Annotated in this window: 22 protein-coding genes; 21 read left to right on the top strand and 1 reads right to left on the bottom strand. The window is 37.1% G+C overall.

Annotated elements, in window-relative coordinates:
- Positions 1-74 precede the first annotated feature (74 nt).
- The 19 genes from NSQ89_RS24200 to NSQ89_RS24290 all read left to right on the top strand — a co-directional run bounded on the left by NSQ89_RS24200 (position 75) and on the right by NSQ89_RS24290 (position 17958).
- The gene (locus tag NSQ89_RS24200; RefSeq protein WP_061796949.1) at positions 75-1598 is read left to right on the top strand and encodes a PucR family transcriptional regulator; all 1524 of its coding nucleotides are present in this window, start codon (positions 75-77) and stop codon (positions 1596-1598) included.
- 130 nt (positions 1599-1728) lie between these two features.
- Entirely contained in the window at positions 1729-2358 is a 630-nt protein-coding gene (locus NSQ89_RS24205) for an aspartate/glutamate racemase family protein (protein ID WP_061796948.1), read from the top strand.
- 231 nt (positions 2359-2589) lie between these two features.
- Complete coding sequence (locus tag NSQ89_RS24210) at positions 2590-4215, top strand: OPT/YSL family transporter (protein ID WP_047940847.1); 1626 nt, start codon at positions 2590-2592, stop codon at positions 4213-4215.
- A gap of 11 nt (positions 4216-4226) precedes the next feature.
- The gene (locus tag NSQ89_RS24215; protein ID WP_341133396.1) at positions 4227-5282 is read left to right on the top strand and encodes a DUF917 domain-containing protein; all 1056 of its coding nucleotides are present in this window, start codon (positions 4227-4229) and stop codon (positions 5280-5282) included.
- Positions 5283-5300: 18 nt separating this feature from the next.
- Positions 5301-6251, top strand: coding sequence for a DUF1177 domain-containing protein (locus NSQ89_RS24220; RefSeq protein ID WP_047940845.1), 951 nt, complete (start codon positions 5301-5303; stop codon positions 6249-6251).
- Positions 6252-6336: 85 nt separating this feature from the next.
- The gene (locus tag NSQ89_RS24225; RefSeq protein WP_047940844.1) at positions 6337-7005 is read left to right on the top strand and encodes an AroM family protein; all 669 of its coding nucleotides are present in this window, start codon (positions 6337-6339) and stop codon (positions 7003-7005) included.
- 13 nt (positions 7006-7018) lie between these two features.
- Positions 7019-7966 carry an aminopeptidase gene (locus tag NSQ89_RS24230; RefSeq protein ID WP_047940843.1) on the top strand — a complete coding sequence of 316 codons (948 nt, stop codon included), beginning with the start codon at positions 7019-7021 and terminating at the stop codon, positions 7964-7966.
- A 16-nt stretch (positions 7967-7982) separates the two neighbouring features.
- Entirely contained in the window at positions 7983-8843 is an 861-nt protein-coding gene (locus NSQ89_RS24235; RefSeq protein ID WP_341133397.1) for an NADPH-dependent oxidoreductase, read from the top strand.
- A gap of 14 nt (positions 8844-8857) precedes the next feature.
- Entirely contained in the window at positions 8858-8992 is a 135-nt protein-coding gene (locus NSQ89_RS24240; RefSeq protein WP_341133398.1) for a hypothetical protein, read from the top strand.
- A 90-nt stretch (positions 8993-9082) separates the two neighbouring features.
- Complete coding sequence (locus NSQ89_RS24245; protein ID WP_341133399.1) at positions 9083-9391, top strand: nitroreductase family protein; 309 nt, start codon at positions 9083-9085, stop codon at positions 9389-9391.
- A complete protein-coding gene (locus tag NSQ89_RS24250; protein WP_144544840.1) occupies positions 9372-9677 on the top strand; it encodes a DUF6092 family protein in 306 nt (101 codons plus the stop codon). The genes NSQ89_RS24245 and NSQ89_RS24250 overlap by 20 nt, the downstream gene beginning before the upstream one ends.
- A 422-nt stretch (positions 9678-10099) precedes the next feature.
- Complete coding sequence (locus NSQ89_RS24255; protein WP_047940840.1) at positions 10100-11458, top strand: FAD-dependent oxidoreductase; 1359 nt, start codon at positions 10100-10102, stop codon at positions 11456-11458.
- 105 nt (positions 11459-11563) lie between these two features.
- Complete coding sequence (locus NSQ89_RS24260; protein WP_341133443.1) at positions 11564-12172, top strand: DNA-3-methyladenine glycosylase; 609 nt, start codon at positions 11564-11566, stop codon at positions 12170-12172.
- A 99-nt stretch (positions 12173-12271) separates the two neighbouring features.
- Positions 12272-14185 carry a BglG family transcription antiterminator gene (locus tag NSQ89_RS24265; RefSeq protein WP_053215587.1) on the top strand — a complete coding sequence of 638 codons (1914 nt, stop codon included), beginning with the start codon at positions 12272-12274 and terminating at the stop codon, positions 14183-14185.
- A gap of 171 nt (positions 14186-14356) precedes the next feature.
- A complete protein-coding gene (locus tag NSQ89_RS24270) occupies positions 14357-15664 on the top strand; it encodes a PTS sugar transporter subunit IIC (RefSeq protein ID WP_061796941.1) in 1308 nt (435 codons plus the stop codon).
- A 30-nt stretch (positions 15665-15694) separates the two neighbouring features.
- Positions 15695-15820: a hypothetical protein gene (locus NSQ89_RS24275; protein WP_268874795.1), complete on the top strand. Its 126-nt coding sequence runs from the start codon at positions 15695-15697 to the stop codon at positions 15818-15820.
- Positions 15821-15832: 12 nt separating this feature from the next.
- Positions 15833-17269: a glycoside hydrolase family 1 protein gene (locus NSQ89_RS24280; protein ID WP_047940838.1), complete on the top strand. Its 1437-nt coding sequence runs from the start codon at positions 15833-15835 to the stop codon at positions 17267-17269.
- A gap of 15 nt (positions 17270-17284) precedes the next feature.
- Positions 17285-17605, top strand: a complete 321-nt coding sequence (locus NSQ89_RS24285; RefSeq protein WP_047940837.1) for a PTS sugar transporter subunit IIB — start codon at positions 17285-17287, stop codon at positions 17603-17605.
- A 17-nt stretch (positions 17606-17622) separates the two neighbouring features.
- Complete coding sequence (locus NSQ89_RS24290) at positions 17623-17958, top strand: PTS lactose/cellobiose transporter subunit IIA (RefSeq protein ID WP_235844446.1); 336 nt, start codon at positions 17623-17625, stop codon at positions 17956-17958.
- A gap of 254 nt (positions 17959-18212) precedes the next feature.
- On the opposite strand, the gene NSQ89_RS24295 is transcribed toward NSQ89_RS24290, so the two are convergent.
- The gene (locus tag NSQ89_RS24295; RefSeq protein ID WP_341133400.1) at positions 18213-19169 is read right to left on the bottom strand and encodes a bile acid:sodium symporter family protein; all 957 of its coding nucleotides are present in this window, start codon (positions 19167-19169) and stop codon (positions 18213-18215) included.
- Between the two features lie 375 nt (positions 19170-19544).
- Here NSQ89_RS24295 and NSQ89_RS24300 point away from each other — a divergent pair, with 375 nt between their 5' ends.
- Together NSQ89_RS24300 and NSQ89_RS24305 are read left to right on the top strand one after the other, a co-directional pair.
- Entirely contained in the window at positions 19545-20312 is a 768-nt protein-coding gene (locus NSQ89_RS24300) for an ABC transporter ATP-binding protein (RefSeq protein WP_047940835.1), read from the top strand.
- An 18-nt stretch (positions 20313-20330) separates the two neighbouring features.
- Complete coding sequence (locus NSQ89_RS24305; protein ID WP_061796938.1) at positions 20331-21149, top strand: ABC transporter permease; 819 nt, start codon at positions 20331-20333, stop codon at positions 21147-21149.
- Positions 21150-21192 lie beyond the last annotated feature (43 nt).

Here is a 21192-nt window from a genome sequence, read left to right on the forward strand (position 1 = left end):
ATTATGAATCGAGGCTTCCGAAAATTAGGAAGCCTCTTTTGATGAAAAGGATAAAAGTAGTGGAGGTGGTAAGAATGAATCAATCGGGTATTACAGTTAATGATTTATTACGACTCCCAGTTTTAAAGGATGCAAAAGTGATAAGTGGGAGGGAAGGGTTAAATAGAAATGTTCAAAATATCGATATTATGGAAGTTCCTGATATCGACGGCTGGTTAAGGGGGGGAGAGTTGCTGCTAACAACAGCTTATTCCATAAGGCATGATCTTTCCTTACTGACAAAGCTTGTGGAGAAATTAGCGCAGGCAAATGCTGCTGCATTAGCAATAAAACCGGAAAGGTATTTACATGAAATGCCAAAAGAGATGATGGAGGTAAGTAATAAATATAACCTTCCCATTATTCAGCTTCCAGTCGGTGTGCCATACATTGATATTACAAATGCTGTCATGGAACAAATTGTAAATAAACATGCTGCTTTACTTAGAAGGTCTGAAGAAATTTATAAGAAGTTAACGACATTGGTTCTTGAAAACAGTGGGATACAAACGGTTGCTGATAATGTATCACAAATGATAGAAGCACCTATTATTCTTTTAGATAAAGCTGGCAAAAAAATTGTTTGCTCCCCAATGGAAGGAAGGATGAACGAATATACGCATATAAAGCAGTGGGATATTACAGTAGATAAGGAGCGAGTTGGCAAATTTTTAATTGAAAAAGAGCATTTGGATGAAATGGATAAAATTTGCGTAGAACAGGCACGACTAGTTTTTTCTTTAGAATTAATGAGAAGAAAAACAGCAATGGATACAGAGAATCATTTAAGAGGAAACTTTATTGAAGAACTGCTTGCAGGCATATTTCTCCCTCAAGAAGAAGTGGTGAATAAAGGAAGACAACTTGGATTGGATCCTGAAATAATGTGGGAAATAATCGTGATGGAAAGTGCAAATCTTATGGAGGAAGGTTCACCATTGTTACATGAATTAAGCAGCGTTATAGAATCTGTTAATCTATCCCATGCTAATAAGGTTTACACACAGAAACAAGGAAATCGGCTTGTTATCCTCTCAGCCGCTCCCTATCAACCTATTATGACAACGGAAACAAATCAACTATGGATGGAGAAATTAGTCCCCCTTATTAAGAAATATACCGATTTTCAAGTAGGATTTGGCGGAAGAGCTTTATTATGGGAGATACATTTAAGTTATTTAGAAGCTAGAAATTCACTTTTAATTGGATCAAGTCTTAATAAAGGGAAAAAAATGTACTTTTATGAAGATATTGAGCTATTTAAGTTGTTACTAGACAGTTCCGACTATGTCAATATGGATCCAGTTATTGAAAGGAAAATAGGTAAGTTAATACAATATGATAAAGAAAATGACAGTGATCTTGTCAAAACGCTCTTTTATTACTTGACTTCTAATGGAAGTCTAAAGGAAACAGCAAATCAATTATATATTCATCGTAACTCAGTAAAATATCGCATTGATAGAATAAAAGAAATAGCAGATATTAAATTAGATACTTTCCAAGAGAAGGTTTTATACTATTGTTGTATATTCTTTCATAACTTTAAGGGTTCCTAAAACAGAGGGGTCTATTGTACTCGGAGCACAATAGCCCCCTCTGTTTTTTGTTTTTTTAGGACATTGTGACAAAAAGACAGAAAAGTTAAAATATAAATATTCAGAAAATTTAAATTTGAGGAGTGGGGATATGATTGGTGTCATTCGTGTTTTTACAACGGAGAATAAAGCAGTCTTGGACCATCATGGCAAAATAATTACAGAATTATATGGATTGCCAACCGTAAATCACTGTATACCAGATCAAGCGTTAGGTATTTATGATAATGCTTCAGAAAAAGAAGCAATCCCAAAAATCGTAGAGTTAGGAAAAAAGATGGAAAGGGAAGGAGCAAGGATACTTGTTATTAGCTGTGCAGCAGACCCTGGGATTGAAGAACTAAGAAAAGCAGTATCTATACCAGTAATAGGAGCGGGAAGTGCTGCTGCATTAACAGCTTTTTCTTTAGGAAAACCTGTAGGGATATTAGGGATAACCCAGGATGTTCCAGAAGTTATGAAGAAGATTTTAGGGGAGCTGTTGGTAGGCTTCAAAGTTCCAGAAGGTGTAGAAAATACGACCGATTTACTGAAAGAGGAAGGGAAGGAAAAGGGGCTGAAGGCTGCTAAAGATCTGTTAGATCAAGGAGCCAAGGTAATTGTGTTTGCTTGCACAGGTTTTTCAACAATTGGACTGGCAGACCAATTGCGTAATGAATTGAAAGTTCCTGTTATTGATGCAGTCGAAGCAGAAGGACAGTTTGCAGCACAGTTATACTGACGTTGTCATATGGACAACCAACTAGTTGATAAAAATTTTTCTTTTCATCGTATGACAATCGTTTTGATTTTCTTTGTTACTAAATAAGAGTAACGAAATAATTGGACTTATTTTTAATATTCTTTATTCACTGGCTTGCAATATTAACAACATCGAATGTACCACTTATTTTAGTATGACTCCACTCTTTAATATCAAAATGCTATTTAAAAATAATTTGGAGGCTAGTCTATGAAACAAGTAGAACCAGTAAAAAAACACCCTCGTTTATTTGAACCTGTTTCCCTTATATTTACCATTATTACTGCAGTATTTGGTGCTATTATCGGGATGCAAATTATCGTCTCTTTAGGAGTAACACCCAATACATCTATTATAGGAGCGCTTCTAGCAATGTTGATTGCTAGAATTCCTATTACTATCTTCAAGAAATATAAGTCTATACATAGACAGAATTTAGTACAGACTTCTATATCAGCTGCAACTTTTGGGGCTGCAAATAGTTTGTTAATCCCAATCGGTATTCCCTTTCTAATTGGGGAACCAGATTTAATTATTCCGATGCTCATCGGAGCAGCATTGGCCATGTTTGCAGATGCTGCCATTTTATATAAACTATTTGATTCGAAGCTGTTTCCTGCATCAGGTACATGGGCACCAGGAGTAGCAACAGCACAAGCTATCGTTGCTGGTGATAAGGGAGGAAAACGGGCAGGGCTTCTTGGAATTGGAACACTTATTGGTGTTATCGGCTCGATTTTGCATATTCCGATGTCTGCCTTTGGGGTTGCTTTTATCGGTAACATATGGGCTTTAACTATGTTTGGAATTGGCTTACTATTCCGACAATATTCTATTCCTGTTTTTGGTGTAGATGTAAACGCCCTTTACATCCCACATGGCATTATGATTGGTGCAGGAATTGTGGCGTTAGTCCAAGTTACGCTATTAATCTTTGGAAAAGATAAAAGAAAGCAAAAGGGAAAAAATCAAGAGGTAGCTGCAGCTATGGAAAATGATGTAGACGACTCGAATTATACAACACCTATTTCAGTAGCAAGAAAGACTTTAGGAATTGGCTTTATTGTTTATATTGCGATTGCTTTAATTATTGCTTTAACCGGTGGACTTATTACAGATATGTCATTTGGTATGTTGATTGGATTTCTTATTTTTGCTGCATTTGCCGCATTTGTTCATGAGTTAATCGTTGGTATTGCTGCCATGCATTCAGGGTGGTTTCCAGCCTTTGCGGTTGCCTTTATTACCCTCCTTATCGGTATGATGATTGGTTTTCCGCCTTTAGCACTTGCTTTACTTGCAGGATTCAGTGCCGCGACAGGACCGGCTTTTGCAGATATGGGCTATGACTTTAAAACAGGTCATATTCTACGGGGAAAAGGCGCTGACAAAGAATATGAAATAGATGGAAGAAAACAACAATATATGACGTCATTAGTTGCCTTTGGAGTCGCATTGCTAACAGTGCTAGTCACTTATAAAGGATATTTTGCCAATAATCTTGTTCCACCAATAGATGCTGTCTATGTTTCTACGATTCAGGCAGGCACTTCTATGGAAGTCGCTCGGCAATTATTAATATGGGCTATTCCAGGGGCTATCCTACAAATACTTGGTGGTTCAAGTAGACAGCTAGGAGTAATGTTTGCAACAGGTTTGTTAATTTTAACTCCATATGCAGGCGTTGCAGTATTGGTAGGAATTGCGATTCGTTTAATGTGGGTGAAGAAAAAAGGAAAAGAAGCAGAGACGCCAATGAGTATTTTAGCTGCAGGGTTTATTGCTGGGGATGCACTGTATAGTTTCTTTAACTCTGTATTTAAATTAGGGAAATGAGGAGATGAAACGTGACAATAAAGTTAGATGAACAGATTGTAGAATTTGCTGTATATGGTGGTGCCATACTAGGAGGCGGCGGAGGAGGAAAAATAGAAGATGGACTTCAGATAGGACGCCTTGCTTTAGAGGTTGGTCAGCCTGTCTTAAAAACAGCAGAGGAAATGGCGGATGAAGACTTACTTGTAACGGTTTCGCTAGTTGGTGCTCCAGCAGCTAAAGGGCAGTATGTAAAGCCGGTTCATTATGTCAAAGCAATGGAGCTATTGGCAAGTAAGCTAGATAGACCAATTCAAGGAATTATTACCAATGAAAATGGAGCTGGTACTACAGTAAATGGCTGGTTTCAATCTGCTATGACAGGGTTACCAGTAGTAGATCTGCCTTGTAATGGAAGAGCTCATCCAACTGGCACAATGGGATCATTAAATTTAACAGAGATGCCTACTTATATTTCTCATCAAGCAGCCGTTGGCGGGAAAGGAGATAAGTATGTAGAAATGCTTATCACTGGTTCTCTTGATATAACAGCAAAAGCAGTTCGCCAATTGTCTATTGATGCTGGCGGGTTAGTAGCAGTGGCAAGAAATCCTATCACAGTGGGATACGCAAAGAAAAACGGAGCGAAGGGAGCCATTTCGCAAGCAATTACAGTAGGCAAAGCCTTGCTGTCTAATAAAGGGGAATCTGCTATCGAAGCAGTTGTGTCTGAATTAGGCGGATCTATAGTCACAGAAGGAACAGTAACGGCATGTACTTTAGACACAATAGGAGGTTTCGATGTAGGAAAAATAACTATTGAAGACTGCTATGATATGACCTTTTGGAACGAGTATATGACAATTGAAAAAAATGGAGTGCGTTTTGGAACCTTTCCAGACCTTATTATGACATTGGATACAAAAACAGCTAGACCTATTGTAACCGCGGAAATGGCAAAAGGTCAGCAAGTAGCTGTTATAACCGTTCCCAAGGAAAAATTACGCTTAAGTAGTACGATGAGTAACCAAAAGTTAATCCAACCAATTGAAAAAATAATAAACAAAAAAATTCTAACTTATCTTTAAAAAGGAGAGATTGATAGAATGGTTTTAAAACAAACTTTAGTAGCATTAGAAACGTTAGATAATGCATTTGTAACAGGAGAAATTGTTGCTGATTTATTTAAAGAATATCCAAATGTACAAACAGATGTTGTAAAAGTAACAGGGGAAAAAGGAAGCACAGATTTTATTAAGATTACCATACCGGGAGCAAAAGGGAAATCTTCTGGTGGAACTGTTCCGACATTAGGTATTATTGGAAGATTAGGGGGCATTGGTGCACGACCAAGCAGAATTGGGTTAGTATCTGATGCTGATGGTGCCGTAGCGGCAATTGCTTCTGCTTTGAAACTAGCAGATATGCAGGTAAAGGGAGATGTACTTGCTGGAGATGTGATTGTTTCCACACATATTTGCCCAGATGCACCAACAAGACCACATGAACCTGTTGACTTTATGGATTCTCCAGTCGATATTTTAACAATGAATAAACATGAAGTAATTCCAGAAATGGACAGTATTATTTCAATTGATACTACAAAAGGAAATAGAGTGATCAATCATAAAGGAATTGCTCTTTCTCCAACAGTAAAAGAAGGCTACATTCTTCGAGTTAGTGAGGACTTACTAAGAATTATGGAAATGACGACAGGGAAATTTCCAGTCACCTTCCCTGTCACTTCACAAGATATAACACCATATGGAAATGATTTATACCATATCAATTCCATTTTGCAGCCATCTGTTGCGACAGACGCACCAGTTATTGGCTTGGCAATAACAGCTCAATCAATCGTCCCAGGGTGTGGCACGGGGGCTAGTCACGAAACAGATATTGCGGATGCCGTTCGTTTTTCTATAGAGGTTGCAAAGGAAATAGCTAATGGAACTTGCGAATTTTATGATAAAGATGAATTTAATAGAATGACAACCTTATATGGTTCCATGAAAGTCCTGCAAACAATGGGGAAAGCTGTTTCTCCTCAGTCTTAACCAAGTAAGAAAAGAGAGGGGGGCATTGCTTCCTCTCTTTCCTTATAGTAGAGGAGAGAATGACTTATAAAAAGGAGTTGTTTATATGAAAAAGCTTGGAATGATTACAATTGGTCAAGCTCCAAGAACGGATGTTGCCCCAATTGTAGAGAAGTGTGTAAACAAAGCGGAACTTATCCAAGTTGGAGTATTAGATGGGATGTCGAAAGATTATATTGAGACAAATCTATATCCTGAAGAAGGCGATTATGTTTTAACCTCCAGACTAGTAACAAATGAGTCGGTAGTTATGTCTCGCGAAAAAATAAAGCCAATTTTACAGGAGAAAATCTATTATTTAGAGAATATGGGAATAAACCAAATATTGCTGTTGTGCACTGGTGTTTTTCCAGGGCTGCAAACAAGGAAAGCTTATTTAATTGAACCTGATCATATCATTCCCCCCACCATTCACGCATTAGTAGGAAATAGAAGACTGGGTGTAATTGTTCCACTTAAGGAACAAATAAAGACGTCTCTTCCTAAATATGCCCCCTTAGGGTTAAAACCTATTTTTAGTGTGGCATCACCATATAATATGAGTATAGAAACTTTTAAGAATGCAGCTAAAGAATTAAAGAAGGAAGCAGATATAATTTTGTTGGATTGTATGGGATATACAGAGAATGCCAGAGAGATGGTAGCAGAAATAGCTAATAAACCAGTCATTCTCTCCAATGCAATCATGGCAAAATTAGTATCAGAAATGATATAGGGAGAGGATAAAAATGAACGAAAAAATGATAGAAACAAGCAAAAATGTTCTTGCTAACTGTTTAGGCATAAAAGAAGGAGAGTTATTTCTCGTTGTCACAGATGAAGCAAAGAAGGAAATAGCTGAATCCATATATGAAGCTGGTAAAGCGTTACACGCTGAAACGATGCTTATTGTTATGCAGGACAGAGAAAAGTCGGGACAAGAGCCACCAGCAACTGTTGCAGCAGCCATGAAAGCAGCAGATGTGGCTGTTTGTGTAACGGCACATTCCTTAACCCATACACAAGCTAGAAAAGAAGCAGTAGAGACAGGAACAAGGCTTGCGACCATGCCAGGAATAACAAAGGATATGTTCTTAGAAGGAGCCATTTCTGCGGATTATGAACAAGTGAGAATTCTTACGGAAGAAATAACGGAGCAGCTTACAAAGGGAAAGCAGGTCAAAATTGAAAAAGACGGTTATTGTTTAGCATTTGATATGACAGAAAGGCAGGGCATCCCAAGTACGGGAATGTACTTACACCCCGGGGAATCGGGTAATCTGCCGTCTGGAGAAGCATATATTGCACCAGTAGAAGGAACTGCAGCTGGTACCATTGTAGTGGATGGCTCTGTGGCTGGAATAGGAAAGCTAAGTACTCCGCTTAAGCTTAAGATAGAAGAAGGTCGCTTAGTGGAGGCAGAAGGAGAAGAAGGAGAGCAATTATTAAAGATATTAGGCAATGGGGAAGGCAGAATGCTCGCAGAATTTGGGATAGGAACAAATGATAAGGCAAGGATCACAGGTGTGGTATTAGAGGATGAAAAAGTATACGGGACCATTCATATAGCTTTTGGTAGCAATGACACGTTTGGTGGAACAGTTTCAGCAGGCGTTCATATAGATGGAGTTGTCACCCAACCTACCGTTTATATAGATGATGCATTATTGATGGAGAAAGGCGTACTGATAAAATAGCAAGGTGGTGACTTGAGTGAGGGAATATTCGAAAAGGGAAACGAGAATTGAGTTAGAAGGCTTATCAAAAGAGGAGCATTTACTTAATGAAACGATTGAGGTACTTACTGCTCATGAGTCAGTAAGGGCTTTTCAATCAAAAGATATTCCGGCAAACATTCTTCAAACGATTATAACTGCAGCTAGAAGTGCACCAACCTCTTCAAACTTGCAGGCGTATAGCATTATTGTAATAAAGGATGAAAAAAGGAAATCACGGTTAGCTACCATTTCTGGCGAACAGTCATTTATCCATGAGGCACCTGTGTTTCTAGTCTTCTGTGCAGATATTTACCGTTTGAAATACGTGACAGAATCACAAGGATATTCTTTTCTAGCCAATACGTTAGAAATGTTTCTTCTTTCCTCAATGGACGCCACCCTTGCTCTGCAAAATGCAGTAGTGGCTGCGGAAGCGTTAGGATTAGGTTGTGTACCTGTTGGTTCTATTCGAAACCATCCCGATGCGGTTGCAGAGGAGCTCGGCCTACCCGCAGGCGTATTTGCTGTTTCGGGATTATCGATAGGCATTGAAAAAGAAGGAACAAGACGAGGCGTAAAGCCGAGATTACCAGAAAAAGTAATGGTTCATCAGGAAAAATATTCAATAGAAAATCTTGACGAGTCATTAGAACAATACGATCATACGATGATTTCTCGTAAAACCTACGATGGCCGTAGAGTCTCCTTAGCTGGAGAACCAGAAAAGCAGGGGAAGGACTACGGATGGAAAGAACATACTGCTAGAAGATGCACAAGGCCAGAAACAATCGCTGCCTCAGCAAGCTTAAGAGAAAATTTGAAGAACGTATTAGAAAGTAGAGGCTTTTCTTTTTAAGGGAGGAATGGATATTGGATGTATTGGAGGCAATAAAAACAAGAAGAAGTTCACGCTCATTTGCAGAACGAAGCGGATTACCTATAGAAGTAGTCGATTCAATTGAACAAAGTATTTTACATAGTCCGTCAGGGAGCAATGCTCAATAATCTCACTTCCTCATAGTCCAGAACAAAGAGCAGATAAAAAGAATAAAAAGATTTTCCCCAGGTCTATCAGGAGATCCGGCGGCTGTTATTGTGTTGTGCTCCAACCCTGCAGAAGCTCTCCATAAAGGCGGAAAAGATTCGGAAGAAGTATTGCGTTTTGTTAATTTAGGAATAGTCGCTGCCTATATTCTTTTATCTACCCATTCATTAGGTATCGGAAATTGCCCAGTTAGATCCTTTCATAAAAAAGCCATCAAGGAATTGTTGGCGCTTCCACATGAGATGGAGCCAGAGCTTCTCATCAGTTTAGGCTATTCAAAAGAATCTCCAAGAAAGAAAAAAAACAGGGCAAAAGAGGAGGTAATTTCTTTTGACAGATATGGAAACATACAAAAATGAGAAGCTAGTAGAACTTGTTAGAGATTATAGCGGCTATATTCTTACAAGTGCAAAAGGGCTGTATCGAGAGCCTGCTCATTATGGACCACTAAGAATGGTTGGCGCATTGGAACGTACCTTAGTCTTGTTAACAGAACTTGGAATAGAGGATAAGGAAATGGAAGAAGTATTATCCTTCATACGAAAAGAGGGGTGGCGTGCTTTATCAGATCCTTTGGGATATGAGAAAGCATTAGACAAATCGATTGATCAGCTAGTTGAGCTTACCGTGCAAAGTAAGGAGTAGAAGTACTTAAAAAGTGTTTTTGGAGTTTGCAGATAATAGAGACTAGGAAAACGTTATTCAACCGAAGACAAACCCAGCCAATGATACCAAAAATATTATTGGCTGGGTTTTAATTCATTTAAAAAGAAAGATTGTTGTAATTACAGAGAGCCTGAATACAATGTTTTACTTTCGATGAAGCGGTCGCTTCCTTTTCCCCCATTATAGTTTGTTTATTTCCAGCTACTTTTTTAACTCTAATATTGGAATATATTTCTATGTTTTATTTTGTGAATTCAATCACAAAATACTTGCATTAAGAAATATTCGATGTATAATAAAGATGTGAACAGAATGTGAATTCTATCACAATATATGTGATTTTTTTCACTAATCAAGTGAAGGATTTCACATTCAATCTATTACAAAAGGAGTTTTTATACATGAAAGTAGTTGTAATTGGATGTACACATGCTGGGACAGCGGCAGTAAAAACATTAGCAAATGTAAATAAAAATATAGATATAACTGTTTATGAAAAAAATAATAATGTTTCCTTTTTATCTTGTGGAATTGCTTTATATGTTGGCGGTGTTGCCAAAGATGCGAGTCAGTTATTTTATTCTTCACCAGAAGAGTTAAAAGCGCTTGGCGCAACGATGCATATGGAGCATGAAGTCCTAGAAATTGATACAGAAAACAAGCAAGTACGTGTGAAAGACTTACAAACAGGAGAAGAAAAGATTGATCCATATGATAAGTTAGTAATGACTACTGGCTCATGGCCAATAATTCCACCAATTGATGGAATTAATCTGGATAATATTTTGCTTTCTAAAAACTATAATCAAGCAAATGAAATAATTGAGCGCTCTAAGAATGTAAGAAATGTTACCGTAATTGGGGCGGGATATATTGGTGTTGAGTTAGTGGAAGCATTTGCGTTAAATGGAAAAAACGTGACGTTAATTGATAGTGAGGACAGAATTCTAAATAAATATTTAGATAAAGAGTTTACAGATGTGGTTGAGGCAGAATTTGCGGAGCGTAACATTCACTTAGCTTTACAACAAACAGTAACAAAATTTGCAGGTGATGAACGAGGAAAAGTAACAAAGGTTTATACCACAAAAGGAGAATATGAAACAGATTTAGTTATCTTATGTGTGGGCTTTAGACCAAACACAAATCTGTTAAAAGGTAAAGTAGACCTGCTTCCTAATGGTGCTATTAAAATTAATGAATATATGCAGTCAAGTAATCCAGATATTTATGCAGCAGGTGACAGCTGTGCTGTTAATTATAATCCAACTGGAGAAAAAATGTATATCCCCCTTGCAACAAATGCTGTTCGAATGGGAACACTTGTCGGCTATAATATTGCTGGACGACCATTGAAATATATGGGAACACAAGGAACTTCTGGATTGCATATTTTTGGCTTAAATATGGCATCTACCGGATTAACAGAAGTTACGGCTAAATTAAATAATATCCCTTATGAAGTAACAGAAGTAATCGATAATGATCGTCCAGAATTTATGCCGACATTTCATGAAATTCGTTTAAAAGTACTTTTCCATCAAGAGACAAGAGAAATTTTGGGGGCACAATTAATTTCAAAAGCAGATGTGACACAAATGATGAATACATTATCTGTATGTATTCAAACTAAAATGACGATTGATGAATTAGGATTTATCGATTTCTTCTTTCAACCGCATTTTAACAAACCGTGGAATACATTAAATCAAGCTGGATTAGCAGCTATAGCGAAACAAAAAGAACTTGTTAAGCAATAATCACTAGGTGAAAAGAATCATCTCTTTTTATAAAGGGATGATTCTTTCTTTTTTGGGGGAAAGAAACGTATACTAGAAGAAATATAATAGGAGAGAGAGACGATGATTGATTATATAAACCAGTCAACAGAAGAAATAGCACAAGTACTTTTAGGAAAAAAACTTATTCATAAAACGCCGGCATATACGTATAGTGGTTATATTGTAGAGACGGAAGCCTATGTTGGGATAGAAGATATGGCTTGTCATAGCTATGCAGGAAGACGCACGCCTCGATTGAAATCGATGTATAAGTCAGGTGGAACAATCTATATTTATACGATGCATACCCACCATATGTTAAATATTGTTACAAAAGAAGAGGGAAATCCCCAGGCTGTTCTTATCCGAGCGATTGAACCTTTTGAAGGAATAGAAGGGATGGAAAAGAATCGACAAGCAAATGGAGTAAATGTATGTAATGGACCTGGGAAGCTTACAAAAGCAATGGAAATCACCAAAGCTTTAAATGGTATCTTAATAAATGAAGAATCTTTACGGATTGTAGATGGGAAAGTACCATCCCAAATAATTGAGTCTCCGAGAATTGGGATTCCAAATAAAGAGGAATGGACGCTAAAACCTTTACGATATTATGTAAAAGGGCACCCCTGCGTATCAGGAATGAAAAAAGGCGAGATGCTTTCTGCTGCAGATTATTGGCATTATGGATAATGGATAATTTGTTTAGAAACCGCTTTCTAATAAAAGGCTGATAAGATATGATGGATATAACTATCATAGAAGGGAATTGGTTAAAAGGAGTGAGTGAAATTGTTACCAATAAGACAACAAAAGATACTGCATCAGCTTATGCAGTCAAAGTCTCCGCTTTCCAGTGATTACTTAGCAAATGCCCTGGATGTAACCACGCGAACAATTAGAAGTGATATGAAGGCATTGATTGATACATTAAAAGATAATGGAGCAGAAATAGTACTGACAAGAGGGAAGGGATATGAATTAGTTATTGGAAATTATCATTATTTTAAACCATTTTTAACAAAAATAATGAATGAAAATAACGTAAGTACACCCCTTCCAACGGAACCTGAGGAAAGAGTCGACTATATTCTAAAACGTCTATTATTGGCGGAAGAATACTTAAAAATCGAACAATTTGCTGAGGAGCTTTTTGTAAGTGAATCCTCTATTAAAAATGATCTGAAAGAAGTAAGAAGATTATTAAAAGACTTTAATTTAAATCTAGATAAGAAGCCAAACTATGGTTTGAAAATCAAGGGGCAAGAAGCTAAACTGCGTTATTGTCTTGCGGCATATGTGTTTGACCAGGATCAAACAGATTGGATACTTCCGAATAAAAAACTAGAAGAAATAAGAAACATTATTATCGAACAAGCAGAAAAGGCATCTATTTTTCTATCAGATATTGGCGTAAATAATTTAGCAACGCATATTGCGATTGCCTGTATTCGCATACAAAATGATAATTATGTTTCCATGCCTTTAAAAGAAATGGAGCCTCTTAAAGAAAAAAGAGAATTTACGATTGCCAAAAAGATTGTCTTTTTTCTAGAAAAAACGTTACATGTTACTTTTCCTGAATCAGAAATAGCCTACATAACTATTCATTTATTAGGTGCGAAAATGGTAGTTTACCAGTCTGATAGCAGAGAGAATATGTTAGAAATGATAGAGGAAGACATTTTAGCATTAACAAAAGCGATGCTCCACGAAGTGGAGCAAGAATTGGATCTAGAAATAGCCTATGATGAAGAATTAATTTACGGGTTATGTCTGCACTTAAAGCCTGCTATCAATAGATATAAATACGATTTAACCATAAAGAATCCCCTTCTTGCTGAAATCAAGAAAAATTATCAAATGTCCTTTGATGCTGCTGTTATTATGGGGAAATACTTAAGTAGACATAAGGGATTGGACATTAATGAAGATGAAATAGGTTATTTAGCATTACATATTGGCGCAGCGCTTGAGCGAAAGAAAGCAAAAAACAATGTGAAAAGATGCTTGATTGTCTGTGCTACTGGGGTGGCAAGTGCTCAATTACTGTATCACAAGCTTCAGTCCACCTTTGGCAATAAACTTGAAATTGTAGGAACTGCTAATATGTTTACCATCGATAACTATGATCTAAGTACATTAGACTTCATTGTTAGTACCATTCCTATTAAAAGGGAATTAACCATACCTGTTATTGATGTACATACTATTTTAAGAGAGGAAGACATTAGTAAATTAGAGCATATGGTTGTAGATAGAGTTGAAACTACCTTGCAATATTTTTATCCTGACCTTGGATTTTTTCAACAAGAGTATCAAACGAAAGAGGAAGTATTAGCATTTTTAGCAAGAGAAATTATACAGAAGGGGATTGCGCCAGATCATTTCTTTGAGTTAATCATGGAACGAGAAGAGATTGCTCCAACAAGTTATGGAAACGCCATAGCCATTCCTCATCCTCTAAAACCAATCACCGACAGTACTTTTTTATCTATTTGCACATTAAAAAAACCAATTCAATGGGGCGAAAATAAAGTGCAGCTTATTTTCTTATTAAGTGTACAAAAAAAGTACAAGAAAGATATTCAAAAGCTATATCAGCTGCTAGTCAAAATATCAGGAAATGCCTATATGGTGAATCAGCTATTAAAGGTAAAGTCCTTTGACGAATTCAAAGAATGTATTTTAGCTATTGGACAATAGGAATTTATAGAAGGGAAGGAACTCCGGACTAGAGTTCCTTTTTTTTGAGTCAGCCATTTCCAGTTTAAGGTGGAAAATAAGTGTATGTAAATGTAAGCGCTTATCCAATAGAATGGAAAACAAGAAATGAAACATATCATTTCCATTTAAATTAGGAATGGAGGTTAATCAATGAGTTTTAAAGACAAAGCTACCGAGACCCTTGGAAATGTTGCTTACAAAATAACAAATCAGAAATATATTATGGCCATAAAAAAAGCTTTTGTGACGTTAATGCCTGTCATTATAACAGGGGCGTTTGCCGTTTTAATCGCGAATATGGTGATGGGAACAGAGAGTGGTTTAGCCCATTTTAAAGCATTTGCCTTTTTGGCTGATTACCAGCCAATTATGAAGGCGATCCAATATGCTACCTTGAACTTCCTTACAATTGGGGCCGTTTTTCTTATTGGGATAGAGCTCGGACGGATCAATGGCCATCAGTCGTTATTCCCTGGAATATTAGCATTAATGTCCTATGTTTCTGTTGTTCCAACAACGCTAGAACTGCTTGTTAATGAGAAGAGCCAATTAGTGGTTGATGTTTTAGCAAGGCAGTTTTCTGATCCAAAAAGTTTATTCCTCGGAATGATTATCGCCATTGTATCGGTTGAAATTTATTGCAAGTTATCGAAAGTAGATAAGCTGCAAATTAAGATGCCTGATAGTGTTCCGTCAAATGTTGCGACTTCGTTTTCAGCACTAATTCCTTCTATTTTAACTGTAACGATTGTTGCTACTTTTGGATTTCTTTTTTTCAAAGTTACAGGGATTTATTTATATGAAGCAGTATATAACATTGTACAAAGACCGTTAGAAAGTGTCATGCAAGGACTGCCAGGAATTCTGATTCTTATGTTTGTGGCCCAATTTTTCTGGGTGATTGGTATTCATGGAAATCAAATGGTAAAACCGATAAGAGAACCACTGCTGCTGGCATCTATTACTGTTAATATGACGGCATTCCAAGAGGGAAAGGAAATTCCTAATATTATCACGATGCCGTTTTGGGATGTGTATATGAATATTGGTGGTTCAGGGGTAACCATTGGTTTATTAATAGCAATTTTTATAGTATCTAAACGAGAAGAAATGAGAAGTATTGCAAAACTATCCGCAGGACCTGGTGTGTTCAATATAAATGAGCCAGTTATATTTGGATTACCAGTCATGTTAAATCCAGTTATGGCTATTCCCTTTATTATTACCCCGCTGATTACAGGGACAATCGGTTATATTGCTACAGTAACTGGATTTGCTGCTAAGGCTGTCGTCATGGTTCCTTGGACGACCCCGCCCATTATTAATGCATACCTATCCACGGCCGGAAGTATTGGAGCGGTTATTACCCAGATTATTTGTATTATCGTATCTGTTCTAATTTATTTGCCATTTGTATTGATTGCTAATAAGGCTCCTGCTGTTCCAGAAGACGAGTAATTTAATACGGGAAGGGAGGAAGAGATAAATTTGACAATCGGATTGTATAGGATAGACGCTGTGATTCCTCATTTCTCCTATCCGGCCAATACTTGTGAGATGGTCTATGATGGATTATTAGGAATCATGAATTTAATAGTTATTTGTGAAGAGTAAGGAGGAGAAATAATGGAACAAATGAAAGTTAGTATTCCAGATCATTTTATTTTAGGAGCAGCATCATCTGCGTGGCAAACAGAAGGATGGGCTGGAAAGAAGGACTCTCAAGACTCCTATATGGATATCTGGTATAAAAATAATAAAAATGTTTGGCACAATGGCTACGGACCAGGAATCGCTACAGATTTTTACCATCGATATAAAGAAGATATCAGCATAATGCAGGAAATAGGGTTAACGCATTACCGGACATCGATCAATTGGTCTCGTTTCTTGGTGGATTATGAAAACGCAGTGGTAGATGAGGATTATGCTGGATATGTCGATAATGTTATTAATGAGCTGATAGATAAAGGTGTAGAACCAATGATTTGCTTAGAGCATTATGAATTACCGGCTGCTCTTTTTGAGAAATATGGCGGATGGAACGACAGACATGTTGTGGACTTATTCGTCAAATATGCAGAAAAAGTATTCGAGCGTTACGGGCGTAAAGTGAAGCACTGGTTTACTTTTAATGAACCAATTGTTGTGCAGACCCGTGTATATTTAGATGCAATACGTTATCCATTTGAGCAGAATACCCAAAAGTGGATGCAGTGGAATTATCATAAAGCACTTGCCACTGCTAAGGTTGTTGCCTTGTTTAAAGAAAAGCAGCTGCATGGACAAGGGGCTAAAATTGGGGTTATTTTAAATCCAGAGGTAACATATGCGAGATCTTCGGCTCCGCATGACCAAGATGCCGCCCGTATTTATGATTTATTCTTTAACCGAGTATTTCTAGATCCATCGATTAAAGGAGAATATCCAGCAGAATTAATGGATCTTTTACACAAACACAATATTTTATTTGAACATACAGAAGAAGACTTAACGGTAATAAGAAATAATACCGTTGATTATGTGGGGATTAACTTATATTATCCTCATCGCGTAAAGGCTAGAACAACGGCATGGAACGAAAATACCCCTTTTCATCCAGCTTATTATTATGAAATGTTCGATATGCCAGGCAAAAAAATGAATCCATTCCGAGGCTGGGAAATCTATCCGCAGATTATGTTTGATATGGCAACTCGCTTGAAAGAGGATTATGGCAATATTGAGTGGTTTGTGGCCGAGAATGGAATGGGTGTGGAAAATGAGTTTAAGTATAAAGACGAAAGTGAAGTAATCCAAGATGATTATCGCATTGAGTTTATTAGTGAACATCTTAAATGGTTATTAAAAGCAGTCGAACAGGGAGCAAACTGTAAAGGATATATGCTCTGGGCATTTACGGACAATGTTTCGCCCATGAATGCTTTTAAAAATAGATATGGACTAGTTGAAATTAATTTAGAAGAAAATCGAAACCGAAAATTGAAAAAGTCAGCTTTTTGGTATAAGGAAATCATTAAAGCTCGAGAAATCACCGTAAAAAATGATGATTTTATTAAATAACAGGAGGAATGAAGGATGAAAAGAATAATATTAGCTTGTGCAGCAGGTATGTCTACTTCCATTGTAGTATCAAAAATGAAGGCAGCTATTAAGGCAAGAGGCGAAGAAATTGATGTTTATGCCATTCCAGAAGGAGCAATTGCTGATGAATTAGCAACCTCAAGCGAAGGGGTAATGGCCATTCTTCTAGGACCGCAAGTACGATTTATGAAACAGGCGGCAGAAAGTGCTGCGAAACCATATGGAATTCCAGTGGATGTCATTGATACAAGATTGTACGGTACAGCTAATGGAGAGAAAATACTAGACCATGCATTATCATTAGCTAAAAATTAACCAAGAGAATAGAGGTGGTGAAATTGAATACTTTAGAGGAAATGCAGACAGCAGCTTTTCAGATTATTTCATTTGCTGGGGAAGCAAGAAGTTGTTATGTAGAAGCTATTCAGATTGCAAGAAATGGAAAAATGGACGAAGCGAAGCAAAAAATAGAAGAAGGTGTTCAATTTTACAATCAAATTCATCAAGTCCATGCTTCTCTTATACAAAGAGAGGCTGCTGGAGAACAACTGCCATTCTCCCTTATTCTCATGCATGCAGAAGATCAAATGCTCACAACCGAAACATTAAAGATTATGGCAAGTGAGATGATAGAAATGTGTGCCATGATTATAGAGAAAAAATCATAAAAATCAACACGAGCAGACACATAGATTTTTATAGGATTAGCGAGCAGAAGAAGTCAAGACCTCAAAGGCTAAGTTGAGGAGACCGAAAGTCAGCCGCTTGGAAAGCAAAATGTATTTTAGTCTGCGGGTAATACCCACAAACTAATAAAAAACCAAACGATTGATAAGGAAAATATTAGTAGTATTTTCTTATCAGTCGTTTGGGATTATCCTCTGTTAGAATACTTAGAACCACCTCTTGATTTTCAAATGAATTAAGAAATTTTCCCTACTACAGGCTTTTCATAGACTAATTTAATAAAGTATCCATATAAAGCTGCTAGAATTTGTTGGAATAGCATACCAATCACAACGGGAACTGCTACTGCTGGAGGGAAAAAGCTCACAGCGAGAACTGCTCCTGCACTAATATTTCTCATCCCGCCAGAATAGATCATTGCTATTGTTTCTTCTTTGCTTCGTTTTGTAACTACCCCTAATATCCAGGCAAAAAAGTATCCAGATAATGCTATTACAAAAACAGTAAGTGCTACTTGGAGAAACTTTTTATCAATATTTCGTAAGTAAGGGGCTACTACAGAACTATTAATACTAACAACTAGTGCTAACCCAATTTTAGAAAAAGGGGATAGTGTATGATTCCACTTTTTCGCCTTTTCCACTGAAAACTGATTAACCATCATGCCGAAAATAGATGGCAGAACAATCATCCCAAGCAGCCCCTTCATCATCCCCCAAACCTCAAGCTGTACCGTTTCTCCTACAAAAAGGCTCATGCTTAATGGAACAAGGAACGGAGACAGCAAGGTATCGAGCAAGATAATCGCAAGAGTAAGTGCAATGTTTCCTTTATAGAGGCTAACCCAGATAACACTTGTGATTCCAGTTGGAATAACCACAGCTAACGTAAGCCCTGTAATCGTGTAAGGGTCATTTTGGAAAAATAAGTGACCAATCCCAAATGCCCACAAAGGAGTAAGAATATGTAGAATAGCCAGTGTCAAAAGCAAAGAAAGTGGATGGGTGATTGTATATTTCACTGATTTTAAGTTAGATGTCAAGCTCCCTATAAAAGTCATCACTGCAAAAATCCACGGAACTAAGAAAGAGACATGATGAAGGATATCTGATAGCAATACCCCAATTAGGACACTAATCGGGGTTAAAAGAGGCATCCACTTCCCAAGAAAAGCATTCATTTTTTCTAACATATACAGGACTCCAGTTCTTGTAAAAATATAAGTTCATTTTAACATAGAAATGCTGGTGGATAAGCTGTAGTCGTGAAAATTTTCAGAATATTGATTTCGGAATAGTCTCCTGTAAAGCCATCATTTATTCGATTGAACTTTTTTCTATAATAATTACCCATTCGCCTAATTTTACATATAGTATAGCAAGAGCAAATTTAGAAGCATGGCATATTCATTGGCAATAGGGAGTTTTAAAGGCTGTTGATCACTTTTTTCTCCATTACAAGAGACCATGTGAAGGGAACGATAAATCAGCTGATTATAACAGGAACGAGAAATTGGTCTATAAAAAATCTATTAAAAATATGAATATTTTAGAACGGAGGGCTGTAATTGTATAAATTAGAGGTTAAGGACAGTAGTAAGGTTTTTCGAAAAAATGGCAAGGAGTTTTTCGCATTAAAGGATACAAATTTGCAGATTCCAGAAGGGAAATTTGTCAGTATTATCGGCCCAAGTGGATGTGGAAAATCAACACTATTTAATATAATTGCAGGATTAATAACACCATCAACAGGTCATGTCTTGTTAGACGGAAGGGACATTGTTGGAAAGAGTGGGCATGTTGGCTATATGCTTCAAAAAGACTTGCTTCTTCCGTGGAGAAATATTCTTCATAATGTGATTTTAGGATTGGAGGTAAAGGGTGTTCCTAAAAAAGAGGCGATCCAAAGAGCATTACCTTTATTAGAGAGATATGGATTGGAAGGGTTTGAAAAGCATTTTCCGGAAGAACTTTCTGGAGGAATGAGGCAGCGTGCGGCTTTGTTGCGAACATTGCTTTATGACCAAGATGTTATTTTACTGGATGAACCTTTTGGCGCCTTAGATGCACAAACACGCTTATTTATGCAGGAATGGCTTTTGCAAATATGGGGAGATTTTAAGAAAACTATTTTGTTTATCACCCATGATATAGATGAAGCCATTTTTTTATCAGATGATATATATATTTTGACGCCAAGACCAGGCACCATTAAGGAGAAGGTATCAATCCAATTACCAAGACCAAGAAATGAACAAACACTACTAGACTCTAAATTTATTCAATTAAAAGAATATGTACTACAAGCACTAAAATCAACAGAAGAAACAAAATAGGGAGGGAGGAATGGAGAGATGGAATCAAAGGATAAAACGAAGGTTCTTTATATAGAGGATGATGAGGTCATTGCCCGAAGAAAAAGGAAATTTACTCGCATTGGGCAATGGAGCTTTGGAATTATATTTCTCCTTGCGTGGGAGCTGCTTTCCAAGTGGAAACTAATTGATTCGTATTATTGGAGCAGTCCATCAACAATATGGAAGACGGGTTATATAGCTTGGACAGAAGGATCTTTATGGAGTGATTTATTATATACCTCTGGTGCGACTATCTTTGGTTTTGGACTAGGAACCTTCTTTGGCGCCCTATTAGGACTTTCCTTTTGGTGGTCTTACTATTATGCACGTATTTCAGAACCTTATTTAATTGCCTTTAATGCAGTACCGAAGCTAGCTCTTGCACCAGTTCTTGTTATTTTATTTGGAATAGGGTTTAGCTCCAAGGTAGTTCTTGCCTTTATGATGACTATTATTACAACAGCTCTTGCTGCTTACAGTGGAGTGAAGGCAGTAGATAAAGATTTAGAAAAATTAATGTATTCCCTTGGTGCAAAGAAATGGCATGTTTTCACTAAAGTTGTCATACCAACGACAATGCCGTGGATTGTAAGCAGTTTGAAAATTAACATAGCATTAGCATTGGCTGGTACAATTGTCGGGGAATTTATCAGCTCTAGACAAGGGATTGGCCGAATGATCCTATATGCTGGGCAGATTATGAATATCAATCTTGTCTGGGTGGGCGTAGCTGTGCTGTCTATTCTTTCGATTGTGATGTACTTTGCTACAGTATGGATAGAAAAGCTTCTTTTGCGAGGAAGAAATGCGGAATAAAATATTTTCCCCTTTGAAAAGAACATAAAGAGAAAAATGTTCC

It is taken from the genome of Niallia sp. FSL R7-0648 (genome assembly GCF_038007005.1).
In the GTDB taxonomy this organism is placed as follows: Bacteria; Bacillota; Bacilli; order Bacillales; family Cytobacillaceae; genus Niallia; species Niallia circulans.

What these genes read in the sequence shown, in the direction of transcription:
- NSQ89_RS24200 (WP_061796949.1), top strand. Translation starts at nt 75, where the DNA reads ATGAATCAATCGGGTATTACAGTTAATGATTTATTACGACTCCCAGTT.
- NSQ89_RS24205 (WP_061796948.1), top strand. Translation starts at nt 1,729, where the DNA reads ATGATTGGTGTCATTCGTGTTTTTACAACGGAGAATAAAGCAGTCTTG.
- NSQ89_RS24210 (WP_047940847.1), top strand. Translation starts at nt 2,590, where the DNA reads ATGAAACAAGTAGAACCAGTAAAAAAACACCCTCGTTTATTTGAACCT.
- NSQ89_RS24220 (WP_047940845.1), top strand. Translation starts at nt 5,301, where the DNA reads ATGGTTTTAAAACAAACTTTAGTAGCATTAGAAACGTTAGATAATGCA.
- NSQ89_RS24225 (WP_047940844.1), top strand. Translation starts at nt 6,337, where the DNA reads ATGAAAAAGCTTGGAATGATTACAATTGGTCAAGCTCCAAGAACGGAT.
- NSQ89_RS24230 (WP_047940843.1), top strand. Translation starts at nt 7,019, where the DNA reads ATGAACGAAAAAATGATAGAAACAAGCAAAAATGTTCTTGCTAACTGT.
- NSQ89_RS24250 (WP_144544840.1), top strand. Translation starts at nt 9,372, where the DNA reads ATGGAAACATACAAAAATGAGAAGCTAGTAGAACTTGTTAGAGATTAT.
- NSQ89_RS24255 (WP_047940840.1), top strand. Translation starts at nt 10,100, where the DNA reads ATGAAAGTAGTTGTAATTGGATGTACACATGCTGGGACAGCGGCAGTA.
- NSQ89_RS24270 (WP_061796941.1), top strand. Translation starts at nt 14,357, where the DNA reads ATGAGTTTTAAAGACAAAGCTACCGAGACCCTTGGAAATGTTGCTTAC.
- NSQ89_RS24280 (WP_047940838.1), top strand. Translation starts at nt 15,833, where the DNA reads ATGGAACAAATGAAAGTTAGTATTCCAGATCATTTTATTTTAGGAGCA.
- NSQ89_RS24285 (WP_047940837.1), top strand. Translation starts at nt 17,285, where the DNA reads ATGAAAAGAATAATATTAGCTTGTGCAGCAGGTATGTCTACTTCCATT.
- NSQ89_RS24295 (WP_341133400.1), bottom strand. Translation starts at nt 19,169, where the DNA reads ATGTTAGAAAAAATGAATGCTTTTCTTGGGAAGTGGATGCCTCTTTTA.
- NSQ89_RS24305 (WP_061796938.1), top strand. Translation starts at nt 20,331, where the DNA reads ATGGAATCAAAGGATAAAACGAAGGTTCTTTATATAGAGGATGATGAG.